Consider the following 25,695-nt stretch of genomic DNA (forward strand, 5'->3'; position numbering starts at 1 on the left):
GTTCAGTCGGACGACTCGCGCGCCGACGGCTCGCGCAGGGCGGCGAGCCGCAGTTCACGTTCGGCGCCAGCTGCTGGCGTGCCGTGAGAAGGACCCTGCGCACGCGTCAGCAGCCGCAACGTGGCGACCGAACCTGCCACGGCGAGCAGCAGCGGAATCGCAAGATCGTGATTCGCGTGAGTGAATTCGAGAATCAGCACGGTCGCGGTGATCGGCATCTGCATAGAGGACGCGAGAAACGCACCCGCGCCGACGATCGCAAATGCACCCGGCGATAGACCCGGCCACACGTGATTCACGAGCCCCGCGATCACGATGGCGAGCAGCGCGCCGTTCGCGAGCCCCGGCGTGAGCAGGCCGCCCTTGGCGCCCGCGCGCAACGTGGTCGTCGTGATGAACACGCGCAGCACGAGCAGCGTGGCCGCGAGGCCGATGCCGAGATTGTCGTCGAAGCTCAGGCCGGCCGCGCCCTTGCCGTTGCCGAGCAACTGCGGAAACCAGATGGCCAGCAGGCCAATGCCCGCGAAATTCACCAGCGTGTAGAGCGGCAGCCGCCAGTCTTTGGGCGAGGCGTCGCGCGCGCGGCTCGTCACGCGTGAGAAAGCGTGCGCGGCCGCGCCGAACAGCGGCCCGCAAAGCACCGACCACACCACGAGCTGCGCATTGATGCCATAGGCGGGCAAGTGGTATTGCTGCGCGTCGCCGAGACCGATCCATGCGATCACGGCCGCAATGGCCGAGGTGCTGATCGCGGGCACCGCCACAGACCAGCCGAACGTGCCGAGCAGCACTTCGAGCACGAACATCGCACCGCCCAGCGGGACGTTGTAGACCGCCGCGAGCCCCGCACCTGCGCCGCACGCGATCATCACGCGGCGCTCCGCAGCGGTGAGACCCGTTTGCTTCGCGAGCCAGCTCGCGAACGCGGCGCCGATCTCGCGCGGCGCGACTTCGCGCCCGAGCGGCGAACCCATCGCGACGGTCACGATCTGCAGCAGCGCGTGCACGGTGGTCGCAAAAATGGGCATGCGCTTGCCGCCCGGCTTGATCGCCGCACTGATGCTCACGAGCGGGCGTGCGTAGCGATAGAGCGCCCACCATCCGCCTCCGCCGATCAGCCCGCACGCCACGAGCACCGCGACGCGCCGCCAGGGCGCGGTATCCGTCACGCCCTGCAGAAAGCTCTCCTCGCTAATGATGTGCCCCGCGCCGTAGCCATAGGCGACGTGCTGGATCGCGTGCAGCAGCAGCGCGAGCAGCATGCCGGAGAGACCCGCGCCGATGCCGGTGAGCACGGTCACGATCGCCAGCGTGACGAGCGGGCTGCGTGGAGGCGGACGATCTGCGTTGGCGCGAGGGCGCGGCGAGGGTTGGGGTGTGAGGGATGACACGGCGGGAAGACAAGCGTGGGAGTCGCCAGGCGACGGGCTGGCGCCCATTGTAGCGAGGGCATGGGGGCGGCGCGTCCAGCGCGTTCAGCGCACCCGGCAAAAGCGAAAACGCCCGCCGCGAGTCACGCGGCGGGCGTTCGAATCGATGCAGCGCTTACAGGTAGCTGCAAACGTAGTCGAGCGTCTCGACCACTTCGATGTCGAAACGGCTCTTGCCCGGCACCGAGAACGACTCGCCGGCGCTGTAGGTCTTCCACTCGTCGCTGCCTTCCAGGCGGATGCGGCACTGGCCGGCCTGCACTTCCATCAGTTCGGGGGCGTCGGTGCCGAAGTTCAGCGTGCCCGGCAGGATCACGCCGAGCGTCTTGCGCGAGCCGTCGGCGAACAGCACGGTATGCGAAACGCACTTGCCGTCGAAGTAGACGTTGGCGCGTTTGATTACGGAAACCTGGTCGAATTGTGCTGCTGCCGTCATGGCGGTCTTCCTCTGTCTTCGTGAATGGAACCGGGCGCCGGGACGACGCGTCGTCCGGGGCAAGGCCGCCATCATACCGGCAGTCGGGCGCGGCGGGCGCATGGCACCGCCGTGCCGCCGTACGAATTGCGAATTGAATATTTACAAACAAATGACGAGTTATTACAATCGATATCACAAATGAGAATCATGCGCATTTGCAACTACGACAATTCGCCGACCAACTCGCCTACTCATGTCCGTCCATTTCCCGACCCGGATGCGTGCCATCGCCTCCGTCGCTGCGCTCTATTGCTCCGGTTTCTTCGCCTCGCCTCTCGCACACGCGCAAACCGCGCCCGCTGCCGATAGTCCCGCCGCCGCGAGCGCAGCGGCAGCCACGCCTGCATCGTCCGCCGCGGCCGCCGAAAGCACGCTGCCCGCGGTGAAGGTCGTTTCGGCGCCTTCCGACATGCAGACCAAAACGCTCGAGTCGTACAAGTTCACCGCGCCGCTCATCGACACGCCGCGCTCCATCACGGTGATTCCTGAGGAGGTGCTCAAGCAGAAGAACGTCACGACGTTCCAGGACGCGCTGCGCACGGTGCCCGGCATCACGTTCCTCGGCGGCGACGCGGCGGCGAATCCGTCTGCGGACCGGCCCGTGATTCGCGGCTTCGAGTCGCGCAACTCGATCTTCGTGGACGGCATGCGCGACTCGGGCGTGCAGAACCGCGAAACCTTCGACGTGCAGAACATCAGCATCATCAAGGGCCCGGACTCGGTGTATGCCGGGCGCGGGTCGGTCGGCGGCAGCATCGACATCACGACGAAAACGCCGCAGGCCGACAATTTCATCAATGGCAGCGTGGGCCTTGGCACCGATAGCTACAAGCGCGCCACCATCGACTGGAACCAGACGCTCAACGACACCACCGCGTTCCGCCTGAACGCCATGGGCCACGACGCCGACCAGGCCGGTCGCACCGACGTGTACAGCAAGCGCTGGGGCGTGGCGCCCTCGATCGCGTTCGGCCTGAACACGCCGACCACGGTCACGGTGAGCTACTACCACCTGAACACCTACGACATGCCCGACTTCAGCGTGCCGTTCCGCTCGACGGGCGGCACTCCCGTGTCGTCCAACCGTGGCCAGTTCTACGGCCTGAACTCGCGCGACTACCGCTACGGCCAGACCGATACGGGCGAAGTGAAGGTGGAGCACCGCATCAACGACGCGTGGAAGATCAAGAACACGACGATGTTCGGCCGCTCGACACTCGACTATGTGGCGACCAATCCGCAGTTGACGAACGCGACCTCGAACATCCTCAGCCTGCAGGCCAAGAGCGGCAAGTACGCGACCAACAGTGTCGCGAACCAGACCGAAGCGAACGGCAAGTTCGATCTCTACGGCATGCGCCACACGTTCACGGCGGGCGTGGAATTCAGCCACGAGCAGGACCTGTACGAGGGCTACCTCGTGACCGATTCGGCGGGCAATAACATCCGCTCGGGCGGCCCGTGCTCGGTTGCGTACAACTGCGCGTCGATCAACAACTGGAACCCGAATAACCCGTGGACGGGCAGCATCGTCCTCAACGGCGACAAGAGCTTCCCCGGACCTGCCACGCATACGCAGACGAATATCGCTTCGGCGTACATGTTCGACAGCGTGCAGCTTTCGGAGCGCTGGATCTTCAACGCGGGCTTGCGTTTCGATCGCTATGACGTGAGCGCACAGCAGGCGGGCGTGGCCGATCTGTCGAACACGTCGAATCTCTTCAGCTACCAGTTCGGCCTCGTGTTCAAGCCGGTGCCGACCTTGAGCCTCTATGCGTCGTACGGCACTTCGGCGAATCCACCGGGCTCGAATTCGGGTCTCGGCGGCGGCACGGACCAGATCACGGCCACGAACAAGGACCTCGCGCCCGAGCGCTCGCGCAACATCGAAGTGGGCGCGAAGTGGGACGTGCTCGATCAGCGCCTCTCGCTCACCACGGCGTTGTTCCAGACCGACAAGACTAATGCGCGCGTGAGCGACGGCCTGGGCGGCACAATCAACGCGGGCTCGCAGCGAGTGCGCGGCTTCGAATTCGGCTTCGCGGGCAACGTGACGAACAAGTGGTCGGTGTTCGGCGGCTATTCGTACCTCGATGCGATCACGACCGATGCAGGCCCGGCCAGCCCGACGCTCTCCGGCTTGCCGATGGTGATGGTGCCCAAGCACAACTTCACGCTGTGGACGAGCTACGACGTGTTGCCGAAGCTCACGGTGGGTGCGGGCGCAACGGTTTCGAGCCTGACGTATGCATCGGTTTCGGCGACGTCGCGCAAGTGGACACCGGGCTATGCGCGCTTCGATGCTGCGGCGACGTGGCGTGTGTCGAAGAAGGTCGATCTGCAGCTCAACGTGAACAACATCTTCGACAAGGAGTACTACCAGAGCGCCTATCCGATCTACGCAACCTGGGCGCCGGGCCGCTCGGCGGTCGTGACGGTGAACTTCTATCAGTGATCGCGAACGCCGCTAGCGGCGGTAACGGCGAGTCATGAAAAAAGGGGCGCTCGAAATGAGCGCCCCTTTTTCGTGGCCTGCGAGAATCAGCGCAGGCTTACTCCGGCTTCACCGCCACCGAAGCCTCGGCAGTCAGCATCATGAACGTGAAGCTTTCCTGCAGATACAGCTTCACGCTCTTGTCGTCATGCGACGAATAGCCGATCGACACGTCCTGCCCGAGGTGGAACGCGAAATCGCCGCCACGCGTGCTCAGGATCGCGCCGCCCTCGATGGCCGGCGCCCAGATGATCTCGCCATTCACGAGACGGCGAATGTGCTCGAGAATCGGATAGCCCATGTCGCTCGCTTCGCTCACCGCCGTGTACGCGTCGGAGCCGAGCAGCACCGCATACGGGCCGTCCACGCCTTGCAGGCGCAACTGCTCGAGCGCCTTGGCGATGACCGTGGGGTAGTCGGCGATGTCGGCGGGCATCGGCAGGATCGGGTTCGACGAGCCTTCGCGAATGCCCGTGATCTGCGCGGCCGTGTAGCCGTCGAAAATCGCGCGGTCTTCCGCGAACGCGAGGCGCGTGGCCGCGTCCTTGGCCGGCTGCCAGTCGGAGTCTTCTGCGCCGCGCTCGACGTCGTCGATGGCTTCGCGCGAAAGTTCGAACGGTATGCGCAGTTCCACGATCGCCTTCACTTCGCGCTGGCGCGCACGGATGCCTTCGAGCGGCGCTTCGATGCCGTTCTGGTGGCCGGTGCCGACTGCCGCAAGCGCCGGGCCGCCGGGGCCCTCGACGTCCACGACGCGGCGGCCCGCGAGCGAGCGCTTGAAGGTGCGCGCAACTTCTTCTTCGATTTGCGACCACGCGGCCGTGGAAATGGGCGCCAGCTCGCGATGGAGGTTATTCATACCGGGGTGCTCCTTTGAGGGATCCGATGGCGAGCGAGCCGTCCGTGCTGGGCGCGGCGGCAGACTCGGTTTCTGTTTCTGATGCGTTGGCGGCGCTCACCTCGATGGTGGGCGCGGCGCCCGGGTCGACTTCGGCGAGCGCTTCGAGCAGCGTCTGCGACGGCACGAAGAAGAGGCCCCCCGTGACGGCGCGGCTGAAGTCGAGCAGCCGGTCGTAGTTGCCGGGCGGCAGGCCGACGAACATGTTTTCGAGCATCTGTTCGATCGGCTCGGGCGAGCGCGCGTAGCCGATGAAGTAGGTGCCGAATTCGGCGGAGCCGGGCCGGCCGAACGGCATGTTGTCGCGCAGGATCTTGATCTCGTTGCCCGCGTCGTCTTCGAGCGTGGTGAGCGAGCTGTGCGACCAGCTCGGCTTCACGGCTTCGTCGAGTTCGATGTCCTGGAGCTTGGTGCGGCCGATGATGTGCTCCTGCGCCTCCACGGAAAGCGCGTTCCAGCCTTTCATGTCATGCATGTACTTCTGCACGAGCACGTAGCTGCCGCCGCAGAATTCGGGATCTTCGTTTTCGCCGATCACCGTGAAATGAACGGCTTCGTTGCCCGTCGGATTCTCGGTGCCGTCGACGAAGCCGATCATCGCGCGCATGTCGAAGTTGCGAAAGCCGTGCACTTCGTCCACGGTCGTGACGGCGCCTTCCAGGCGCGTCATGAGCTGCGTGGCCAGCTCGAAGCACAGGTCGGTTTCGTCGGCGCGAATATGCAGCAGGATGTCACCGGGCGTGGCGATGGCTTTGCGCTCGCCCGTGCCGAATTCGCGGAACGGGTGCAGCCCGGCCGGGCGCGGCTCGCCGAACAGCTTGTCCCATGCGTCGGACGAAAAGCCGACCACGCACGACAGATTGCCGGCGGGTACGCGCTTGCCGACCGCGCGCACGAGGTTGGCGACGTCGGCGCACCAGGCGCGCACGGTGGCGCGGCTCGCGGCGTCTTCGTTGACGGTCGCCACGATAAAGAAGGCATTGCGCGTGACGGCGCTGGAGACGGACTGCGGTTCCTGCGTGAGAGAGGCCGGCGTCATGATGTGGGGGATCGCTTGTGAGTCCAGAGTCGGGTTTGGGTTCTGCTGTGCCCGCATAGTTTAGCCAAACTCGGGGAAAAGGGCCGTTTGCAGGCGAGAGGGGTGCCGTGCGAGGATGTTGGTGTCATGGCCATCGTGGAGACGCACCATGTGGGACCACACCGAGCATGAAGGCTTCGAGATCTGGGTGCTGCCGATTCCGGCGTTCGGGCCGCGCGCGCCCGAGCCGCTGTTCCACTACAGCGGCTACATCTGCCGCCACGGCGCGGACGCCCATGTCGAAGGGCGCAGCGTGCGCTTTCACGACATGATGCGCAACTACACCGGCCCCGACGCCGCGCTCGACGCCGCCTACGCGGACGCCCGCAAGCGCATCGACCGCTTCCATGCCACGGGAAGCTGGGCCGAGAGCACGGCCTGAGCCTTCAATTTCCCTTTCAGCGGCCGCCCTGCACGATCAGCTTCACGGGCCGTCCTTCGCAGCTCACCTCGCCCGGCAGCGCGAGCGTACGCCAGCCCGCCGGCTGGCCGGGGGCGCTGAGGTCAGCGACGTCGTCGGGGTAGGTCGTGACCACATTGAACGGCCACGACCCGCGCCGCAGCCGCTCGTGGACGAGCGAGCCGACCCAGATCGGCGTGGGCTCCCCGTCGCTCGCGTGGCCATCGCCACTGCCGCCGTTCCCAATGCGCCGCGGCGCGAGCGCGTAGCCCGATGGCCAGAAGCGCAGCACGTCGCGGCGGCTGCCCGGCTCGCCTGCGTCGCCGGGTTTCCCGGCGAGGCGCGCGCGGGCGAACACGAGCGGCGAGGGCAGGCCGTTGTTCAGCTTCGGCAGCAGCGGCAGCGACATTACGTCCACATTCGGTGCGACGAGCGACAGCACGCTTCTCACCGAGATCTGTGGACCTTCGGCCCAGCCCGCGTCGCGCAGTGCCGTGCGCAGGTCGTCGGCGCTCGCGGCCCACTGGATCGTCATCGGCTCGCGGCGCGCGCCTTTCATGTCGAAGCGATAGCACGCAAACGTCCTCCACAGCGAATCGCTCCACTGCATTTGCGAGAGGACGACAGGCGGCGCCGCCGCCGCGGTCGTGGGCGGCGCGGGCGTGCGCCCGGCCGGCACCGTCTGCAGCAGGACGGCGCCGACCAGCACGAGGAGCACGATGGGCGGCACGTATGCGCGTTGCGGCGGCCGCTTGGGGTAGCGCCAGAGCGAGGTGAGCACCACGATCGCCACCCAGATCGCGGCGAAGGCCGCGCCGCCGATGGCGTCCGAGAACAGGAAGCGGTCGAAATAGAGCCCGGCGAACGCCACCGCCACGATGATCCCGTTGCCGAGCGCGGCAACGAGCGCGGCCTCCAGCATGCTCGCGCGGCGCACGAGCAGGAACATCACGAAACCGTAGACGATCACCATCGACGACACGCGATCGCTCGGGAACACATAGGCCTCGACGGCCTGGCCGCCGCCCGGCGACGTATGGTGGATCACGAAGCGCAGGATGAGGATGAGCAATTGCGAAACAGCCGCCGCAATCATCCAGTAAGCGATGGTGCGCCAACGCCGCTCCAGCACCATCCAGATGCCTACCGTCGCGACGAGCGCCGCGAGCGTCCAGGTGCTGCCGAGCGTTTCGACGCGCGCGAGGGCCGCGTCGGCCCAGGTGGTGCGGATCGACTGCAGGAACTGGCGCACGGACTGGTCGATCTGCACGAGCGGCGCGCCGCGCAGCACGTTGCCGAGCACGTAGGAAAACACGGCCGCGCAGACCGGCACGAGGCCCGTGATCACGATGACGGGGGCGAGCGCGGGCTGTGCCGGATCGAGCAGGCGGGCGATGCGCTTCGAGGCCCGCCCGGGATGCTGCGCCGCCCACTCAGCAGCGCTGCGCCGCGACGCACCGGCCCAGTTGTCGATGTGCAGGAGCAGCATGCGCACGAAGCGCCAGATGAGCCAGACCGCGAGCGCGACGATGCCGATGACGACCACGAGCCGGAACGACACCGCGCCTGCGAGCTGGAGCGATGCGCCGAACACTACGCCGGGCACGATATGCGCGGGCGCCCAGATGAGCGCGGAGATCACGTTCATCATGAAGAAGCGCATGGGCTTCATGCCGGCCATGCCCGCGACGATCGGCACCACGGCGCGCAGCGGCGCGATGAAGCGTGCGAGGATCACGCTGCGCGTGCCGTGGCTCACGAAGTAAGCGTGCGCGCGCTCGAGAATGGCGGGGTGGCGGCTGAACGGCCACATCTGGGCCAGCGAGCCGCGGTAGCGATGGCCGATCCAGAAGCTCACGCCGTCGCCTGCCACGGCGCCCGCAATGGCGCAGACGAAGAGCCAGCCGAGGTTGATCGTGCCCGTGGCGGCGAACGCGCCGGCAATGAACATCGCCGTGCTGCCTGGAATGAAGGTGCCGACGAACGCGAGCGATTCGAGGAAAGCGGCGACCACGACAAAGGCGAGCGTCCACGTAGCGTGCGCGGCGAGAAGGTGCAGCAAATGATCGTAGGCGTGCTCCATGAGCGGGGCGGGTTCGTTTGCTGGGGCTCGCGGGAAGGGCGCGAGATCGGGCGGGTGCCGGTTCGCACCGGCCTTGCGCAACTAGCCGCAAGCGGCGTGCGAGACCATCAGGCGCAATATAACCGGGCGCGCGCAACTACGTGCGACACGAGGCCAGGCGGGGCGCAGAGAGGGTGCGAAGACGGGGCCGCGTCGCGCGGCGGCGACGCTCAAGGGGGGCGACGGATTGGGCGGCGTATCAGCTGGGTGAGCCAGCGAGTCCCGGCACGACCGGGACCAGATTCAGATAACGCCTTTCTCTTTCAACCCGGCCAGTTGTTCCGCCGAATAACCGAGCATCGACTGCAAGACCTCCTGCGTGCCTTCGCCCAGTTGCGGAGGCGCGTGCCGCACGGGCATGCGTTCGCCGTCGAAGCGCCACGGCGGCGCGAGTACCGGCGTCGTGCCGCTTTCGGTATGCGGATGCGGCTGTTGCGTGACGAGCCCGCCAAGCGTTGCGCGCGGCGACAGCAGCGCCTCGCGCAAGCCCGCCACTTCGCCGCACGGAATGCCCGCGCGCGCGAGCCGTTCGAGCAGCAGTTTGCGCGGACGGCTGCCCAGTTCGCGCGTGAGTTCGGGCACGAGCGTATCGCGGTTCTGCCCGCGCAGGATGTTGGTCTTGTAGCGCGCGTCGTCGGCGAGATCGGCGCGCTCGATCACTTCGCGGCAAAAGCGCTCGAACTGCGCGTTGTTGCCGACGGTGATGACGAGCGGACCATCGGCCGCATCGAACACGCCATACGGCACGATCGACGGGTGCGCATTGCCGTAACGCGGCGGGTCCTCGCCGATCAGCAGCGCTTCGAGGCCGTAGTAAGCGGTAATCATGAGGCCGCAGTCGAACAGCGCCATTTCGATGTGGCGCCCGCGGCCCGTGCGCTCGCGCTCGTAGAGCGCGGCGAGCATCGCCTGTGCGGAATACATGCCCGTGAAAAGATCCACGGCCGCCACACCGAATTTGAGCGGCGGCTGGTCGGCTTCGCCGTTCATCGCCATGAGGCCCGTTTCGCCCTGCACGACGAGGTCGTAGCCGGGGCGTTTCGCTTCGGGTCCCGTGCGGTCGTAGCCCGAAATCGAGCAATAGATGAGACGCGGATTCTCTGCGCTCAACTGCTCATAGCCGAGCCCGAGCTTTTCCGCGCCGCCGAACTTGAAGTTTTGAACGACGATGTCGCTGGTTTTCGCCAGCTCGCGCACGATCTGCTGGCCTTCGGGCGTTTGCAGATCGAGCGTGATCGAACGCTTGTTGCGATTCACGCTGTTGAAGTACGCAGTCTCAGTCTTGCCGACGCGCACGCCCCAGTCGCGCGTGTCGTCGCCGCGGTCGGGATGCTCGATCTTGATGACTTCAGCGCCGAGGTCGCCGAGCACCATCGCGCTCCACGGCCCGGCCAGCACGCGCGAAAGATCGAGCACGCGAACGCCCGATAGAGGCAAGCTGTTTTTGTCCGTCTGCATCAACAGGTACTCCTGGTTCGTTGTCGGGGGCAACTGTATGCCGTTGCCCCTTCATGGCTCACGCCGCCTCACGCCCCAATGCGATATAGCGCGCGAGATGATGATCCTCGTCGCCAAGCTGATGATCGATCATCACGAGCCGCTTTGCATAGTGCGCGAGCGGCAATTCCCACGTCATGCCGATGCCGCCATGCAGTTGGATCGCTTCTTCGGCCACGCGCGCACCAATGCGCCCGATCGTGTACTTGGCGGCCGAAAGCGCACGTTCGCGCTGCGCGCGCGGCGCGTCGATCGCGGCTGCCGCGTTGATGACCGCCGAGCGCGCCTGCTCGATTTCGAGCAGCACGTCCGCCATGCGATGCTGCAGCGCCTGGAAGCTGCCGATGGGCAAACCGAACTGCTTGCGCGTGCGCAGGTATTCGAGCGTGAAGTCACGCGCGATCTCCATCGCGCCTACGGCCTCCGATGCGAGCGCGACGATGCCGTATCCGCGGGCGTGTTCGAGCGTCGCGAAGCCGCTGCCTTGCGCGCCGACGAGCGCATCGGCATGCACCTTCACGTTGTCGAGCGCCACTTCCGCTGCGCGGCCGCCATCGATCTTGCCGTAGCCACGCACGCTCACGCCCGCTGATTCGCGCGGCACGAGGAAGAGGGAGATGCCTGCTTCGTCGAATGCATCGCCAGCGGTACGCGCCGAAACGAGGAGCACGTCGGCGTGTTCCGCGTGCTGCACGACGCCCTTCGCGCCTTGCAGCACCCAGCCATCGCCGCTTTTCTCCGCGCGCGTCGCCACGCGTGCGTCCTCGTAGTGCGAACCCGGCTCGTCGTGCGCGAGCGCGGCGATTTGCGAGCCGTCGATGAACGAGGCAATGCGCGCGCGCTGCGTTTCGCTGCCCGCATGGGCGAGCGCGCGGCCCACGATCAGGGTATCGAGGAACGGCTCGATCACGAGTCCGCGCCCGAGCGCTTCGAATACCACCGCGACATCGAAGCCCGCGCCGCCAAAGCCGCCGTCGGCCTCGTCGAACAGCGCGCCGATCACGCCGAGTTCGGCGAAGCGCTGCCACATGTCTGCGCTAAAGCCTTCTTCGGAGCGCGCGATTGTATCGCGCGTATTGAAACCGTATTGCTCCGTGATGAAACGATTGAGCGTATCCGCAAGCATGCGGCGGTCTTCTGTGTGCTGGAAGTCCATGGCGTGCCTCTCAAAGATCTCAAAGACCGAGAATCATCTTGGAGATGATGTTCTTCTGAATTTCGTTGGAGCCGCCGAAAATCGACAGCTTGCGGTTGTTGAAGTATTGCGCGGCGGCGCTGGCGGCATCGTCGGGCCCGATTGCCTCGCCCGCATAGCCTGCTTCGAGCGCTTCCTCGACGAACGGCGCGGCATACGGTCCCATCGCGCGGCGCAGCAGCGAGGAAATCTCCTGTCGGATCTCGGTGCCGCGAATCTTGAGCATCGAGCTTTCCGCACCGGGCACGCCACCGCCCGCCACCGCAGCGATCACGCGCAGGTTCGTCGTCTTCATGTTCTCCAGATCGATCTCGACCTTTGCGATGCGCGCCGCGAATTGCGGATCTTCTGCGAGCGGCTTGCCGTTGCGCGTGATTTTCTGCGCGGCGCGCTTCAGGCGCGCGAGCGCCGCCACCGAAAAGCCTACGCCCGCGATATTCGTGCGCTCATACGTGAGCAGATATTTCGCGTAGGTCCAGCCCCTGTTCTCTTCGCCAACGAGGTTCTCCACCGGCACACGGACGTCGGTGAAGAACACTTCGTTCACCTCATGTTCGCCATCGAGCGTGATGATGGGGCGAACCTCGATGCCCGGCGTGTTCATGTCGATCAGCAGGAAGCTGATGCCTTCCTGCTTGCGCACGTCGGTGGCGGTGCGCACGAGGCAGAAAATCATGTTCGCGTAGTGGCCGAGCGTGGTCCACGTTTTCTGGCCGTTCACCACGTAGTGGTCGCCGTCACGAACGGCGGTCGTGCGCAGCGAGGCGAGATCCGAGCCCGCGCCCGGTTCCGAATAGCCCTGGCACCACCAGTCCGAGCCGTCGAGAATACGCGGCAGCCAATAGCGTTTTTGCGCCTCGCTGCCGTACTTGATGAGCACGGGCCCGAGCATGTTCACGCCGAACGGCACGATGCGCGGCGCGCCCGCGATCGCGCATTCGTTCTCGAAGATGAACTTCTGCACGGCGCTCCAGCCGGGGCCGCCGTATTCCTGCGGCCAGTGATTCGCGAGCCAGCCTTTTTCGTGGAGGATGGCGTGCCATTGCGCCATGTCGTCGCGCGTGAGGTGCCGGCCGTTGCTCACCTTGCTGGCAAGGCTCTGCGGCAGGTGGTCACTAAGGAACGCGAGCACTTCGCTGCGGAACGCCTCTTCTTCGGCGGTGAATTTCAGGTCCATGTGTGAAAAGCTCCTTCAGGGCACATTCAGGCCGATTGATTGAGGCTCGCGAAATTCTCGCCGCGCGCGACCAGCTCGACGAGCAGCGGCGAAGGACGCCAGAACAGCGGATCTTCCTTCGCACACTCGCGGATATCGGCGAGCACGTTGGCGAGGCCCACGGTATCGGCGTACTTCATCGGACCGCCGCGATAGCGCGGGAAGCCGTAGCCGTAGAGCAGCGTGACATCGACATCGAGCGGGCGCAGCGCGATCTTTTCATGCACGACGTTCGCGCCTTCGTTGATCATTGCGGCCATGTAGCGGCGCATGATGGCTTCGTCGCTGAAGCTGCGCGGCTCGACGCCGGCGCGCTCGCGCTCAGCGCGGATGATGGACGCGACTTCGGGGTCGGGCGTGCCCGTGCGTGCGCCTTCCGGGTAGAGATAGAAGCCGCGGCCCGTCTTCTGGCCGAACCAGCCGCGCTCGCAGATGCGGTCGGCGATCTGCACGTAGCGCGCCTTCGGGTCGCGCGTGGCGGCGCGGCGCTTGCGCGTGGCCCAGCCGATGTCGCCGCCCGCGAGATCGACCACCTGGTACGGGCCCATCGGAAAACCGAAATCGCGCACGGCCTTGTCGATCTGGTACGGCGAAGCGCCGTCTTCCATCAGATGATCCGCCGCGGTGCGGAACACCGCCAGAATGCGGTTGCCGATGAAGCCGTCGCACACGCCGGCGCGCACCGGTACCTTGCGAAGCTTCTTCGCCAGCTCGAATGCCGTGGCGACCACATCGGCGCTCACCTGCTTCGGCACGACGATTTCGAGCAGCTTCATGATGTTGGCGGGCGAGAAGAAGTGCAGGCCCACCACGTCCTGCGGACGTTTGATGCTCGCCGCAATGGCGTCGATGTCGAGATACGACGTGTTGGTCGCGAGCACGGCGCCGGGCTTGCACACGCGATCGAGTTCGGCGAACACGGCCTGCTTCACGGCCATGTCCTCGAAAACGGCTTCGATGACGAGATCGGTGTTCGCGAGCGCGTCGTACGAGGTGCTGCCGCTCAAGCGCGCGAGGATCTGCGCTTTCGCTTCGGGCTTCATGCGGCCCTTGGCGATGAGGCCGTCGTAGACCTTTTCCACATGGGCGCGGCCGCGCGCGAGCGAGGCGTCGTCGCGTTCGATCATCGTCACCGGCAGGCCCGCGTCGAGCACGGCCACGGCAATGCCCGCACCCATCGTGCCGCCGCCGATCACGCCGACGGTTTCGATCGCGCGCGGCTTCGCGCTCTTCGTTTCAGGGGCCTTCTGCACTTCGCGCTCGGCGAAGAATGCGTGCACGAGACCTGCGCGCTGCGGGCTTTCGAGGCATTCGAGGAACTGCTTGCGCTCGAAGCGCAGACCTTCGTCGAACGAAAGATCGAGCGCGGCCTGCACGCAATCAACGATCTTCAGCGGCGAGAAGAGACCACGCGACTTCTTCGCGGTTTCGGCGCGCGCGGCGTCGATCGCGGCTTGCGCCTGGGCACGATCGGCGAGCGCCTGGGTGTCGCGCGTGCGTCGCACCGGCGCATGACCCGCGAGCAGTTCCTGCGCGTAGGCGAGGCCTTCGGCGAGAATGTCGTCGCTCGCGCCCACCCGGTCGACGAGGCCGAGCTTATGCGCTTCCTGCGTGCTCGCATGACGGCCGCTCAGCATCAGCGAGAGCGCCGCTTCGGCGCCGATCAGGCGCGGCGTGCGTTGCGTGCCGCCGGCACCAGGCAGCAGGCCCAGCTGCACTTCAGGCAGGCCGAGCTTCGCGCCCGCCACGGCGAGCCGATAGTGCGCCGCGAGCGCCACTTCGAGGCCGCCGCCGAGCGCCGCGCCGTGAATGGCTGCGATCACCGGCTTGTGGCAGCCCTCGATGCGGTTGCACACGTCGGGCAGCGCGGGCGGTTGCGGCGGCTTGCCGAACTCGCGGATGTCCGCGCCGGCAATGAAATTGCGCCCGGCGCCGACGATCAGCACGGCCTGCACGGCGTCGTTCGCTTCGGCATGCTCGATGGCGGCGGCGAGGCCGCGGCGCACGTCCACGCCCAGCGCGTTGACGGGCGGATTGTCCACGGTGACGAGCAGCACCTTGCCGCGCAGTTCATGAGTGACGGGGGAGGCGTTCACGGGATCGGATGCCATGGCGATGCTGTCTCCATAATGAGGGCCGGACTGGCGGGCCAGACGGCAGTGTTTCATGTTCGCGTCGATTCTCGGCGCGCCAGCGGCAATTGACAATCCCATCGCTCGTTGACAGACTGTCAAAATACCTTTGACAGTGGATGTGCCATGGACGTCAATGCGCTGACCCTGCTCGTCGAAATCCTCGACGCGGGCAACCTGAGCGAGGCGGCGCGCCGGCTCAAGATGAGCCGCGCGAACGTCAGCTACCACCTCAACCACCTGGAGAAGTCGATCGGCCTGCAACTCGTGCGCCGCACCACGCGCCGTGTAGAGCCGACCGAAATCGGCCTGAAGCTCTACGAGCACGGCCGGGCGATCCAGAACGCGCTGCTCGCTGCGCGCGAATCGGTCTCCACGCTCGGCCAGAGCCTGCAGGGGCGCGTGCGGCTTTCCGTGCCGAGCGGCTACGGGCAGCTCGTGATGTCGGACTGGCTCATCCAGTTCAAGCGGATGTACCCCGGCATCGTGCTCGACGTGATGTTCGAAAATCGCGTGGAAGACCTGCTGCGCGACGAAGTCGATATTGCCGTGCGCGTGATGCACGAGCCGCCTCAGAACCTCGTGGCGCGCGACATGGGGCCGGTGAAGTACATCGCGTGTGCGTGCACGGAGTGGGCCGAAAAGCACGGCATGCCGCAAACGCTGGAGGATCTGGCGCGCGCACCCGTCATCACGGCGACGGTGGTGGGGCGGCAATTGCGCCTTGCGGGTTATCTGAACGACGACCGGCACGAGGTGTTGCTCGAGCCCTCGATTATTTCGGAAAACTTTCTATTTTTGCGCCAGTCGATTCTCGCGGGACTCGGCGTGGGCATCGTGCCCGACTACGTGATGCACGACGACATTCGCGAGGGCGCTGCCGTCACGTCGCTCGACGCATGGCGCTTGAGCATTTTCGGCACGCATATGTACATGCTCTATATGCCGAATCGCCACCACACGCGGGCGGCGTCCACCTTCATCGATTACGTGCTGGGCGAGGCCCGCAAGACCGGGCGCGGCGCGGCCGCGTGAGCGGCGCATCTAGCGCGTCGCCGCTTGCCGCGCAGGTTGCATGCGCAACGAACTACTGGCCCGTGAGCGTGTTGCTGTACTCCACCGCTGGCTGCGAGGTGTTGCCGCCCTGTGCGACGAGCAGGTGAATCTGCCCCGGCAGGAGCTGCGAGAGCGTACCCGAGATCGGCACGGTCGTAATGAGCCAGTCCGCATTATTCGCGAGGTTGAAAGAGGCCGACTCGTAGATCGCCGTCTTGCTGCCCGCTGTCGTGACGATCGCCACGTAGTTGCCGCCGTTCATGTAGATCGAGTCCTGGCCGCTCGCGGGCACGGCATTCTTGTATCCCACGGCCGCCAAGGTCGGCTGCACGGTGTTGATGTCCGTGCCCGGCGCGACGATGTAAATGTCGAGATTCTGCGCATTGACGGTGGCGTTGAACGCGCGCAGGCGTGCGCTGCTGGAAAGCAGGCCCTTGTCGAACGGATCGTCGATCAGGCCGATGTCGCCGCCCGTGAGCGCGGGCAACGCGAGCACGGTGTACTCGTGACCCTTCGCCACGTCGGCGAAGGCGCCGCCTGCAATCGGTGTGGTCGTGCCCGTGCTCGCATACGAGACGTTGGTGTTGCCGGTGTTGATGTTGGCGAAGTTCGTGACCTGCTTGTACGCGATGTTCGTCTGCAGGGCGCTGCCATTCACCAGAAAATCGACGTTCGGGCCGCCCGGCAGGGCATGCACGAAATGTATCTCAGGGTTCTGCACGCCGATTTCCTTGCCTACGTCGTTGCTGCTGCTGCCGCCGCCGCCGCATGCCGTGAGCAGGGCTGCCGCGCTCGCAAACGCGAGCAGGGTGCGTATCGTCTTCATTGTTCACCTCATTCGTTTCGTTCAGGCTGCACGGTGTACGGCCTCGATTGCGGCCGCGCGTTGTTATCGCGCCCCTGCGCGAGCCGGGACGGCGGCGCGATGCTGCATGGGCGCGAGCACGATCAGCAATTGGTGTGCCGTGCGTTGCGATTCGACGCGATGCATGCGCGCGCAACGGGATGAGGGGAGGGGGATCGATGGAGGGCCGGCGCTCGAATGAAGCCCGGCGCGCGCGACCTATACGTCCTTTGCGACGTTCGATAGCAGCTTTTACCGGCGCGGAGATCCGCGCCGGTATTCAGGCGTCCTGTGCGGCATTGTTGTCCGGGTTCGCGTCTTGCTCGCCGCCTGCACTGGCGCCGGCGGCATCCGGCCGTCCGCGTGTGACGGACGAAACGGCGACGCGTTGCTGAATCCCGGCCTTGGTGAGCATATGCGCGCTGATGGGCGCGGTGAGAAACAGGAACGCCGGAATCAGCACTTCGTGCAGGCTCGCGAAATTGTTGTGCGCACTGAAGTACACGACGGAAGCGAGCACGACGCCGCCTACGCCGAGTGTGGTCGATTTGGTCGGTCCGTGCAGGCGCATGTAGAAGTCGGGCAGGCGTGCGAGGCCTATCGCGCCGATCAGCGTGAACGCGCTGCCGAGCAGGAGGAGCACGCAGACGATCGCTTCGATGACGGTTTGCATGGCGAAGCCCTAGTTCAGTTCGATGATATCGCCGCGCTGCAGGTACTTGGTGAACGCGACGGTCGCCACGAACCCCATGACCGCGATGAGCAGCGCGATTTCGAAGAAGACCGTCGAGCGCAGCATGATGCCGTAGACGACGATCAGCGCGATCGCGTTGATATTGAGCGTGTCGAGCGCAACGAGACGGTCCGGCAGCGAAGGCCCGCGCACGAGGCGCACGAGCGTGAGCAGGAACGCGAGCCCGAGGATCGCGAACGACACCGGAATGACGATGGCTAGCATGCGAAGATCTCCATGAGAGGCGCTTCGTAACGGGACTTGATCAAGGCGACGAGCGCGGCTTCGTCTTCGAGATCGAGCACGTGCACGACAAGGCGCCTGCGGTCGTCGGAAAGCTCGGCGCACAGCGTGCCGGGGCTCAGCGAGACGATGCTGATGAGCGCCGAAAGCGCGATTTCGTGAGTGCTGTCGAGCGGCACGTCAATGAAGGCGGGGCGCAGGCGCTTAGTGGGGCCAAGCACGAGCAACGCGACTTCGAGATTCGCCACGAGGATGTCGTAGAGCACATGCCCGAAGAGCCGCACGAGCAGCCACGGCTTGCCGAAGCGTACGGGCGCGAGCCACAGCCCTTCGCCCACGCGGTAGGCGATGACGGTCCCGAGCACGACGCCAAGGAGCAGGTTGCCCGGCGACACGTCGTTCATCAGCAGGACCCAGCATACGAGCAGCACGACGGTGAGCCAGGGGTGCGGAAAGAGCTTCTTGAGCATGTCAGCTTCCTCCGCTCTGTGACGTTTGCGTGGCCTGCGCGGGCAGGAGAGCGTGAACGTAGGCTTCGCGGTCGAGCAACTGCGCGGCGGTGGCGTCGAGATACTGCTTGAGCGGGCCGGCAAATACCGTTGCGGCCACCACGCCCGCGAGCAGCAGCGCACACGCGGCGAGCTTGGCGCGGCTGCCGCGCGGCGCGGTGGCGGGTGCGCCGTCATAGGCGCGCGCAGCGGGTGCCGCCCACAGCAGGCGTGTGCCTGTGCGGCTGAGCGCGACGATCGACAGAAGGCCCGCAACCAGCACGGCGGGCCAGAGCACGACCGCCTGAGAAAGCGGCGTGGCGGCGAGTACCAAGGCCTTACCCAGAAAGCCCGAGAGCGGCGGCAGGCCGACTGCGCCAACCGCTGCCGCGAGATAGAGCACACCGGCGATATTCGAGGGCCAGGGCGCAGGCGTTTTTCCAGGGTTCGCCGCCTTGGCAGGCGTTGCGACTGGCTCGCCGTCCGCTTCGGGCGTGATCGCGGGCGCGGTGGCGTCGTCGAGCGATTCGAGCGAGGCGGGTTCGCGTGTTTCGGGTGCAGCGGGCGCGAGCGCAGGCTCGTTTGCTTCGGACTCCAGCGTATCGGCGAGCATGAACAGCGCGCCCGTGCAGAGCGTCGTGCTGATGAGGTAGTACAGCAGCGCGCTCCACGCGAGCACGGTTTGCAGCGTGACGGCCGCAATTAGCAGGCCGACCGAGACGAGCACGAGAAAGCCGGTCGTGGTCTTGAGGCTCGATACCGCGAGCGCGCCGAGCGCGCCATAGACGATCGTCGCAATCGCAAGCCACCACGCCCATTGATGCAGGAACGCGTCGAGCACGCCGCCCGCTGCGCCGAACACGAGCGCATCGCAGCGAAGCATCGCGTAGATGCCCACCTTGGTCATGATCGCGAACAGCGCGGCTACGGGCCCGATTGCGCTTCGATACGCCTGTGGCAACCAGAACGACATGGGGAACACGGCGGCCTTGAGGCCGAATACGAGCATGAGCGTCGCGCCTGCGAACTGCGCGAGGGGCAGCGAGGCGGCGTCCAGATGCGCGAGCCGCTCGCCCATGTCGGCCATGTTGAGCGTGCCCGTGAGGCCGTAGAGCACGCCGAGCGCGATCAGGAAGAACGACGAGCCCACGAGGTTCAACAACATGTAGTGCAGGCCGTTGCGCACGCGGCGGCGGCCGCCTCCCTGCAGCAGCAGCGCGTACGAGGCGATCAGCAGCAGCTCGAAGAATACGAACAGATTGAAGAGATCGCCGGCGAGGAACGCGCCGTTCAGGCCCATCAGCTCGAACTGCACGAGTGCGCGATAGTAGCGCCCGCGCCGGACATCGGCGCTCGTGGTGCCGAGCAGGCAGCAGCACGCGAGCAGCGCGGTCAGCACGAGCATGAGTGCGCCGAGGCGGTCGATCTGCAACACGATGCCGAACGGCGCGGGCCACGCGCCGAGCGCATAGCTGGCGATCTGTCCTTGCGCTGCGAATTCGGCGAGCGCCACCGCGATGGGCAGCAGCGCGAGCGTGGCAATCACGTTGATCGCACGCTGCAGGCGCTTCGCGCGCAGCGGCAGCGCAACAATCGCGCCGGCCGCGAAGAGCGGAATCAGGATGGGGAGGATGAGAGCGTGATTCATTCGCCGCGCATCTCCAGGCCGCTGCGCTGCGGGTTATCGCCGTCCACATGATCGGTGCCGTCGATCGCGAGCGCGCGCAGTGCGAGCACGACCGTGAAGGCCGTCATGGCGAAGCCGATCACGATCGCGGTCAGCACGAGGGCCTGCGGCACCGGGTCCGCATACTGCGCGCCGGGCGTGATCACGGGTGGCTTGCCGGTGGAGAGCCGGCCCATGCCGAGCAGGAACAGGTTGATTGCATACGAGAACAGCGTGATGCCGAGGATCACCGGCAGCACGCGCGCGCACAGCAGCAGGTAGATGCCGCTCGCGCAGAGCACGCCGAGCGTAATGGCGAAGGCGGCTTCCATCAGCTTTTCTCCACGGATTGCATGTCTTTGTCGCGCACGCCGAGATGCGAGACGATCGTGAGCGTCGTGCCGACCACGGCGCCAAGTACGCCGAGGTCGAACAGCATCGCCGTGCTCAGTTCGATTTCGCCGATCAGCGGCACATGCAGATGGCCGAACGCGCTGGTGAGGAAGGGCTGGCCGAGCACGATCGCGCCCACGCCCGTCGCGGCCGCGACCAGAATGCCGAGGCCCGCGAGCCCGCGGTAGTTGATGCGGATGCGCGACTCGGTCCACAGCACGCCGCTCGCCACGTATTGCAGCAGCAGCGCAATGGAGACCACGAGCGAGGCGATAAAGCCGCCGCCCGGCAGATTGTGGCCGCGCAGAAAGATGAACACGGCAACGAGCAGGGTGAGCGGCAGCATGAGGCGCGCGAGAATGGCGAGCAGCAGCGGATGCGATTGCGACGACCACGGCAGGCCTCCCGGGCCCGTATCGGGCGACTTCAGGCGCAGGCCGCGCAGCAGCGCCTTCACGGCGAGCCCCGCCACCACCAGTACGCTGATCTCGACCATCGTGTCGAAGCCGCGGAAATCCACGAGGATCACGTTCACGACGTTGTGGCCGCCGCTGCCCGGCAGTGCGTTCGCGAGAAAGTACTGGCCGACGCCAGCGATGGGCGCGCGCGTCATCACCGCATATGCCACGCCGCCGATCAGCGCGCCGCCCGCGAGTGCGAGCACCGCGTTGCGGGTACGCGCGGCTGGAGGCTCCTGCGCGCGCTGCACGACAGGCAGAAAGTAGATGGCGAGCACGAGCAGCAGCACCGTGACCACTTCCACGGAGATCTGCGTGAGCGCGAGGTCTGGCGCGGAAAAACGCACGAACGCCAGCGTGACGAGGAGCCCGCAGGTGCTCAGCATCACGAGTGCATAGAGCGTATTGGCGCGCACGAGCACGACGCCCACGGCCATCAGCGCCATCAGCACGAGGTCGACGAGCGTCATCGCGTCGAGCGGCGCCGAGCGGTACGCGCCGTCCAGCGAAGCAAGCGCGAGCAGCGCTGCGCCCGGCACGATCAGCATCGACGCAATCATCCACGCGAGATAAGCCGGCAGCGAGCGCGTTTCGAAGATATTGACCACGTAGCCCGCGGCCTTTTCGAGCTGCTGCACCAAGCGGTCGAAGCCTTCGCTCGCGTTCATTTCGGAAAGCACCGAACGGTGATGGCGGAACGCGTCGCGGCGATAGAAGAACAGCAGCGCGCCCGCCACGAACGATACGCAGCTCATCACGAGCGGCAGATTGATGCCGTGCCACAAGCTCAGGCTGTACGTGGGCACGACGCCGCCCAGCGCGAACCACGCCGCGGACTCGAGCATCCTGCCAATGGTCTGCTCCGGCACGAGACCCACGAGCAGACAGATGACGACGAGAATCTCGACGGGCAGCTTCATGAAGCGCGGCGGTTCGTGCGGCGGGTAGTGCGGCAGGTCGTGCGGTGTTTCGCCGTCGAAGAACACGCCCCACACGAAGCGCAGCGAGTACGCGACCGAAAGCCCCGCCGCGATGACGGCGAGCGCGGGAATGATCCAGTTGAAGTCGCCGAGGAGCCCTTGTGCAAGCGTTTCGCCGAAGAACATCTCCTTCGAGAGGAAGCCGTTGAGCAGTGGCACGCCTGCCATGGCGAGCGATGCCACGGCGGCCAGCGCGGCGGTATGCGGCATGAAGCGGCGCAAGCCACGCAGGCGGCCCAGGTCGCGCGTGCCCGTTTCATGGTCGATGATGCCCGCCGCCATGAAGAGCGAAGCCTTGAATACCGCGTGATTGAAGGTGTGAAATAGCGCGGCGACGGTGGAGAGCTGCGTGTCGAGACCGAACAGCAGCACGATGAGCCCGAGATGGCTGATGGTGGAATACGCGAGCAGCCCTTTGAGATCGCGCTGCACGAGCGCCATGGCCGCGCCGCCCGTGAGCGTGACGAGGCCGATCAGGCTCGTCACGTAGAAGAACCAGTCGGTGCCTTCGAGCACGGGGTAAAAGCGCGCGATGAGGAAGATGCCCGCCTTCACCATGGTCGCCGAATGCAGGTATGCGGAAACGGGCGTGGGCGCCGACATCGCATGCGGCAGCCAGAAGTGGAACGGGAACTGCGCCGACTTCGTGCAGGCCGCGAAGAGAACGAGCAGGAGAATCGCCGGATACAGCGGATTGCGCTGCACAAGGCCCGCATGCGCGAGCACGACATCGAGGTCGTAGCTGCCGCAGACATGGCCAAGCAACAGTACGGCGGCCAGCAGCGCGAGGCCGCCCGCGCCCGTGATGGTAAGCGCCATGCGCGCGCCGCGCCGCGCTTCGGGGCGCGAAGGCCAGAAGCCGATCAGCAGGAACGACACGATGCTCGTGAGTTCCCAGAAGATCACGAGCAGCAGCAGGTTGTCCGACAGCACCACGCCGAGCATCGCGCCCATGAAGAGCAGCAGCAGCGCGTAAAGGCGCGGCAGCGACTCGCTGCCCGCGAGGTAGTAGCGTGCGTAGATAAATACGAGCAGGCCGATCGCGAGCACGAGCAGCGCGAACATGAACGAAAGACCGTCCAGACGCAGCGCGAACGAGAGGCCGAGCTGCGGGATCCAGTCGGCTTGCCAGTGCAGCACGCCATGGGTGGCCATGCCCACGCGTTCGCTGCCCAGCAGTCCCAGGCCGAAGAGCGCCGCCGCGAATGCGACCCACGTACCGGAGGCGGACGCCCAGCGTCCAAGGAGCGGCCCCGCGAACGCGACGAGCGCTGCGGCGACGAACGGTAATACGACGAGCCACCCCATTGCCATTCGACACTCCCCGTGAATCCGACAGGGCGCCGAGCCGCCGCGCCGCAGTTCACGATCATAGCCGCAAACGGGGACGGAGTTCATTCATGTGGCATCAAGGCGGCCACGGAGTGTCATACGAAAGAAGGGTGCGCCAGCTCCTCCTGCTTGGGGGCTCGTCGATGATCGTCACATCGGCCAGACGAAAGTTTCGTGAGCGCGTGTCGTTTTGCCGATGTCCACCGTGCGCCGCTCCGTGTTGCCGCCATGGCTCGCGGTGACTATATAGCGGCCGTCCGGAATCGAAACGAGCATGAACGGGCCGCGCGTGCGCGTGGAAAGGAGCGGCGTGCCGTGCATGTCGGCGATCTTCACGGGCACGTTCGCGAGATACTCGTTGCCGCCCGCGGCTTGCCGCGCGAATTCGAGCGAGAGCGGGTATTGGTGCATCGCCGACTTGAACGCCGCCGACTGGTCGCTGCCGATGCCGCCCGATAGATACGCAATGTCGCCCTTGTGCTGGGCGGGCGGTAGGACGCCCGCCGTTGCGGACGTGACGCTTGCGTTGCCGGCTGCCGGGGTTGCCGCCCACGCGAGCGGCGCGCCGAACACCACGGCGAGCGCGAGCGCCGCGCCGATCCACGGAGTTGAGCGTGCTTTCATTTAACACCTCCATCGATTCGTTGACCGGATGCCGGCCCGCGTCTCGCGTTGCCGCGTGCGAATGCGTGCCGGACGAATCGAGCGTAGGCAGGGCGGCTTAAAAGCCGCTTAAAGCCCGCGTTTTTGCGCCCGCATGGAAGAAGGCCGTCGCCCGCGTGCGGCGGGAGACGGCCTTCGTCACTTCGTTACGGCGCGTTGCACCGGCAACTACGTAATCACTGCGGAATCATGCCGGTCAGCACATAAGCCTGAATCAGCGTGACGACGCCCACGACAGCCGCGAAGAACAAGCTATGACGCACGGTAAAGCGGAACAGCGACGATTCCTTGCCGACGAGGCCGGTTGCCGCGCAGGCCACCGCGATCGACTGCGGCGAAATCATCTTGCCGCTCACGCCGCCCGAAGTGTTGGCCGCGACGAGCAGCGTGTCCGACACGTTGATCTGGTGCGCCGTGGTGTGCTGCAGCGAGCAGAACAGCGCGTTCGACGACGTATCGGAGCCCGTGAGGAACACGCCGAGCCAGCCGAGGAACGGCGAGAAGAACGGGAAGGCGGCGCCGGTGCCCGCAAGCGCGAGGGCGAGCGTGGACGACATGCCCGAGTAGTTCGCGACGAACGCGAAGGCGAGCACGAGACCGATGGACAGCACCGGGCGGCGCAGTTCGCCGAGCGTCTCGAAGAACGCGGCCACGGCGGCGCGCGGCTTCATGCGCAGCAGGATCGCGGAGAGGATCGCGGTGATCATGATCGCGGTGCCCACGGCGGAGAGCCAGTCGAGCTTGAAGACGGCTTCGTACGGCTTGGGCGACGCGACGATCGGCGCCGTGCGCACCACGAGCTGGTCGAGACCCGGCACGTGCAGGCTCAGAATCGTGCCTGCGAGCGGCCCCTTCGCTGCGAAGAGCGCCTTGAACGGCTTGACACTCCACACGGTCACGATGACCGTGAGCAGAATGAACGGCGACCATGCTCGTACGGTTTGCGCGATGGTGTACGGCGAAGCCTTGCGGCTCGAAGCCGCCGCACGCGAACCGCCGCCGCCGAAGCCGCCCAGCGCAGCGGCACCGCCGCTCACCTTCACGCTCGTGCCTTGCGTTGCCCGGCGCGGCTGCCACACGTTGAGGAACGCGGCGAGCGCGACGAGGCTCACGAGCGCCGAGGTGATGTCCGGCAACTCGGGCCCGATGTGGTTCGACGTGAAGTACTGCGTCACGGCGAAGCTGCCGCCGGCGACGAGCGCGGCGGGCCACGTTTCCTTCACGCCGCGCTTGCCGTCCATGATGAAGACGAGCCAGAACGGCACGAAGAGCGAGAGCAGCGGCAACTGGCGGCCCGCCATCGCGCCGATCAGGAACGGATCGATGCCCGTCACCTGGCCCGCAACGATGATGGGAATCCCCATCGCGCCGAACGCAACCGGAGCGGTATTGGCGATGAGGCAGAGGCCCGCGGCGTAGAGCGGCTCGAAACCGAGGCCGACGAGCAGCGCCGAGGTGATCGCCACCGGCGCGCCGAAGCCGGCCGCGCCTTCGAGGAACGCGCCGAACGAGAAGCCGATCAGCAGCAGCTGCAGGCGCTGGTCATCGGTGATCGAGAGCACTGAGGCGCGGATGATCTCGAACTGTCCCGTCTTCACGACGATCTTGTAGAGGAACACCGCGGTGACGATGATCCACGCGATCGGCCAGATGCCGTAGGCAAAGCCGAAGCCCGCGGAAACGAGCGCCTGGCGCACGGGCATGCCGTATTCGAAGATCGCCACGGCGAGCGCGAGCAGCAGGGTGATCGCCGCGGCGACATGGCCTTTCATGCGCAGGCCAGCGAGCGCGACGAAGAAGAACAGAATGGGAATCGCGGCCACGAGCGCGGATAGCCACAGACTGCCGAGCGGTGTGTAGATCTGGTACCAGGGTTGCACTACGGTCTCCTCCGATGAT

The 25,695-nt window shown here is 66.1% G+C and carries 21 protein-coding genes; 3 read left to right on the plus strand and 18 right to left on the minus strand.

Annotated elements, in window-relative coordinates:
- Window positions 1–2: 2 nt before the first annotated feature.
- Both E1N52_RS23880 and ppnP read right to left on the minus strand, forming a co-directional pair.
- Window positions 3–1,439 (minus strand): chloride channel protein, encoded by a 1,437-nt coding sequence (locus tag E1N52_RS23880; protein ID WP_133185201.1) that lies wholly within the window; start codon window positions 1,437–1,439, stop codon window positions 3–5.
- Window positions 1,440–1,545: 106 nt separating this feature from the next.
- Entirely contained in the window at window positions 1,546–1,866 is a 321-nt protein-coding gene (ppnP, locus tag E1N52_RS23885; RefSeq protein ID WP_133185202.1) for a pyrimidine/purine nucleoside phosphorylase, read from the minus strand.
- Window positions 1,867–2,101: 235 nt separating this feature from the next.
- On the opposite strand from ppnP, the gene E1N52_RS23890 reads away from it, so the two are divergent.
- The gene (locus E1N52_RS23890) at window positions 2,102–4,363 is read left to right on the plus strand and encodes a TonB-dependent receptor (RefSeq protein WP_133185203.1); all 2,262 of its coding nucleotides are present in this window, start codon (window positions 2,102–2,104) and stop codon (window positions 4,361–4,363) included.
- Between the two features lie 97 nt (window positions 4,364–4,460).
- Here E1N52_RS23890 and E1N52_RS23895 read toward each other — a convergent pair whose 3' ends face one another.
- Window positions 4,461–5,261: a family 1 encapsulin nanocompartment shell protein gene (locus E1N52_RS23895; RefSeq protein ID WP_133185204.1), complete on the minus strand. Its 801-nt coding sequence runs from the start codon at window positions 5,259–5,261 to the stop codon at window positions 4,461–4,463.
- Window positions 5,254–6,339 carry a Dyp-type peroxidase gene (locus E1N52_RS23900; RefSeq protein ID WP_133185205.1) on the minus strand — a complete coding sequence of 362 codons (1,086 nt, stop codon included), beginning with the start codon at window positions 6,337–6,339 and terminating at the stop codon, window positions 5,254–5,256. The genes E1N52_RS23895 and E1N52_RS23900 overlap by 8 nt, the downstream gene beginning before the upstream one ends.
- A 148-nt stretch (window positions 6,340–6,487) precedes the next feature.
- Here E1N52_RS23900 and E1N52_RS23905 point away from each other — a divergent pair, with 148 nt between their 5' ends.
- Window positions 6,488–6,760, plus strand: coding sequence for a hypothetical protein (locus E1N52_RS23905; protein WP_069261746.1), 273 nt, complete (start codon window positions 6,488–6,490; stop codon window positions 6,758–6,760).
- 16 nt (window positions 6,761–6,776) lie between these two features.
- Here E1N52_RS23905 and E1N52_RS23910 read toward each other — a convergent pair whose 3' ends face one another.
- The 5 genes from E1N52_RS23910 to E1N52_RS23930 all read right to left on the minus strand — a co-directional run bounded on the left by E1N52_RS23910 (window position 6,777) and on the right by E1N52_RS23930 (window position 14,919).
- Window positions 6,777–8,861, minus strand: coding sequence for a VTT domain-containing protein (locus E1N52_RS23910; RefSeq protein ID WP_133185206.1), 2,085 nt, complete (start codon window positions 8,859–8,861; stop codon window positions 6,777–6,779).
- Window positions 8,862–9,143: 282 nt separating this feature from the next.
- Window positions 9,144–10,358 carry a CaiB/BaiF CoA transferase family protein gene (locus E1N52_RS23915; protein ID WP_133185207.1) on the minus strand — a complete coding sequence of 405 codons (1,215 nt, stop codon included), beginning with the start codon at window positions 10,356–10,358 and terminating at the stop codon, window positions 9,144–9,146.
- Between the two features lie 58 nt (window positions 10,359–10,416).
- Window positions 10,417–11,553, minus strand: coding sequence for an acyl-CoA dehydrogenase family protein (locus E1N52_RS23920; protein ID WP_133185208.1), 1,137 nt, complete (start codon window positions 11,551–11,553; stop codon window positions 10,417–10,419).
- A 19-nt stretch (window positions 11,554–11,572) separates the two neighbouring features.
- Window positions 11,573–12,769 carry an acyl-CoA dehydrogenase family protein gene (locus E1N52_RS23925; protein ID WP_133185209.1) on the minus strand — a complete coding sequence of 399 codons (1,197 nt, stop codon included), beginning with the start codon at window positions 12,767–12,769 and terminating at the stop codon, window positions 11,573–11,575.
- Between the two features lie 26 nt (window positions 12,770–12,795).
- Window positions 12,796–14,919, minus strand: a complete 2,124-nt coding sequence (locus E1N52_RS23930) for a 3-hydroxyacyl-CoA dehydrogenase NAD-binding domain-containing protein (RefSeq protein ID WP_133185210.1) — start codon at window positions 14,917–14,919, stop codon at window positions 12,796–12,798.
- A 147-nt stretch (window positions 14,920–15,066) separates the two neighbouring features.
- Here E1N52_RS23930 and E1N52_RS23935 point away from each other — a divergent pair, with 147 nt between their 5' ends.
- Complete coding sequence (locus E1N52_RS23935; RefSeq protein WP_133185211.1) at window positions 15,067–15,975, plus strand: LysR family transcriptional regulator; 909 nt, start codon at window positions 15,067–15,069, stop codon at window positions 15,973–15,975.
- Between the two features lie 52 nt (window positions 15,976–16,027).
- Here E1N52_RS23935 and E1N52_RS23940 read toward each other — a convergent pair whose 3' ends face one another.
- The 9 genes from E1N52_RS23940 to E1N52_RS23980 form a co-directional block, all read right to left on the minus strand.
- The gene (locus E1N52_RS23940) at window positions 16,028–16,822 is read right to left on the minus strand and encodes a DUF4397 domain-containing protein (RefSeq protein WP_133185212.1); all 795 of its coding nucleotides are present in this window, start codon (window positions 16,820–16,822) and stop codon (window positions 16,028–16,030) included.
- Window positions 16,823–17,120: 298 nt separating this feature from the next.
- Window positions 17,121–17,513: a Na+/H+ antiporter subunit G gene (locus tag E1N52_RS23945; protein ID WP_133185213.1), complete on the minus strand. Its 393-nt coding sequence runs from the start codon at window positions 17,511–17,513 to the stop codon at window positions 17,121–17,123.
- Window positions 17,514–17,522: 9 nt separating this feature from the next.
- Window positions 17,523–17,798 carry a K+/H+ antiporter subunit F gene (locus tag E1N52_RS23950; RefSeq protein WP_069261755.1) on the minus strand — a complete coding sequence of 92 codons (276 nt, stop codon included), beginning with the start codon at window positions 17,796–17,798 and terminating at the stop codon, window positions 17,523–17,525.
- The gene (locus E1N52_RS23955; RefSeq protein ID WP_133185214.1) at window positions 17,792–18,286 is read right to left on the minus strand and encodes a Na+/H+ antiporter subunit E; all 495 of its coding nucleotides are present in this window, start codon (window positions 18,284–18,286) and stop codon (window positions 17,792–17,794) included. Before E1N52_RS23955 ends, E1N52_RS23950 begins: the two co-directional genes overlap by 7 nt.
- Window position 18,287: 1 nt before the next feature.
- Window positions 18,288–19,952 carry a monovalent cation/H+ antiporter subunit D gene (locus tag E1N52_RS23960; protein WP_133185215.1) on the minus strand — a complete coding sequence of 555 codons (1,665 nt, stop codon included), beginning with the start codon at window positions 19,950–19,952 and terminating at the stop codon, window positions 18,288–18,290.
- Window positions 19,949–20,302 carry a Na+/H+ antiporter subunit C gene (locus E1N52_RS23965; RefSeq protein WP_133185216.1) on the minus strand — a complete coding sequence of 118 codons (354 nt, stop codon included), beginning with the start codon at window positions 20,300–20,302 and terminating at the stop codon, window positions 19,949–19,951. Before E1N52_RS23965 ends, E1N52_RS23960 begins: the two co-directional genes overlap by 4 nt.
- Window positions 20,302–23,115: a monovalent cation/H+ antiporter subunit A gene (locus E1N52_RS23970; protein ID WP_133185217.1), complete on the minus strand. Its 2,814-nt coding sequence runs from the start codon at window positions 23,113–23,115 to the stop codon at window positions 20,302–20,304. The genes E1N52_RS23965 and E1N52_RS23970 overlap by 1 nt, the downstream gene beginning before the upstream one ends.
- A 168-nt stretch (window positions 23,116–23,283) precedes the next feature.
- Window positions 23,284–23,757, minus strand: a complete 474-nt coding sequence (locus E1N52_RS23975; protein ID WP_133185218.1) for a carboxypeptidase regulatory-like domain-containing protein — start codon at window positions 23,755–23,757, stop codon at window positions 23,284–23,286.
- Between the two features lie 215 nt (window positions 23,758–23,972).
- Complete coding sequence (locus E1N52_RS23980; protein ID WP_133185219.1) at window positions 23,973–25,676, minus strand: lactate permease LctP family transporter; 1,704 nt, start codon at window positions 25,674–25,676, stop codon at window positions 23,973–23,975.
- Window positions 25,677–25,695 lie beyond the last annotated feature (19 nt).

The sequence above is a fragment of the Paraburkholderia guartelaensis genome, assembly GCF_004353905.1.
Lineage (GTDB): Bacteria > Pseudomonadota > Gammaproteobacteria > Burkholderiales > Burkholderiaceae > Paraburkholderia > Paraburkholderia guartelaensis.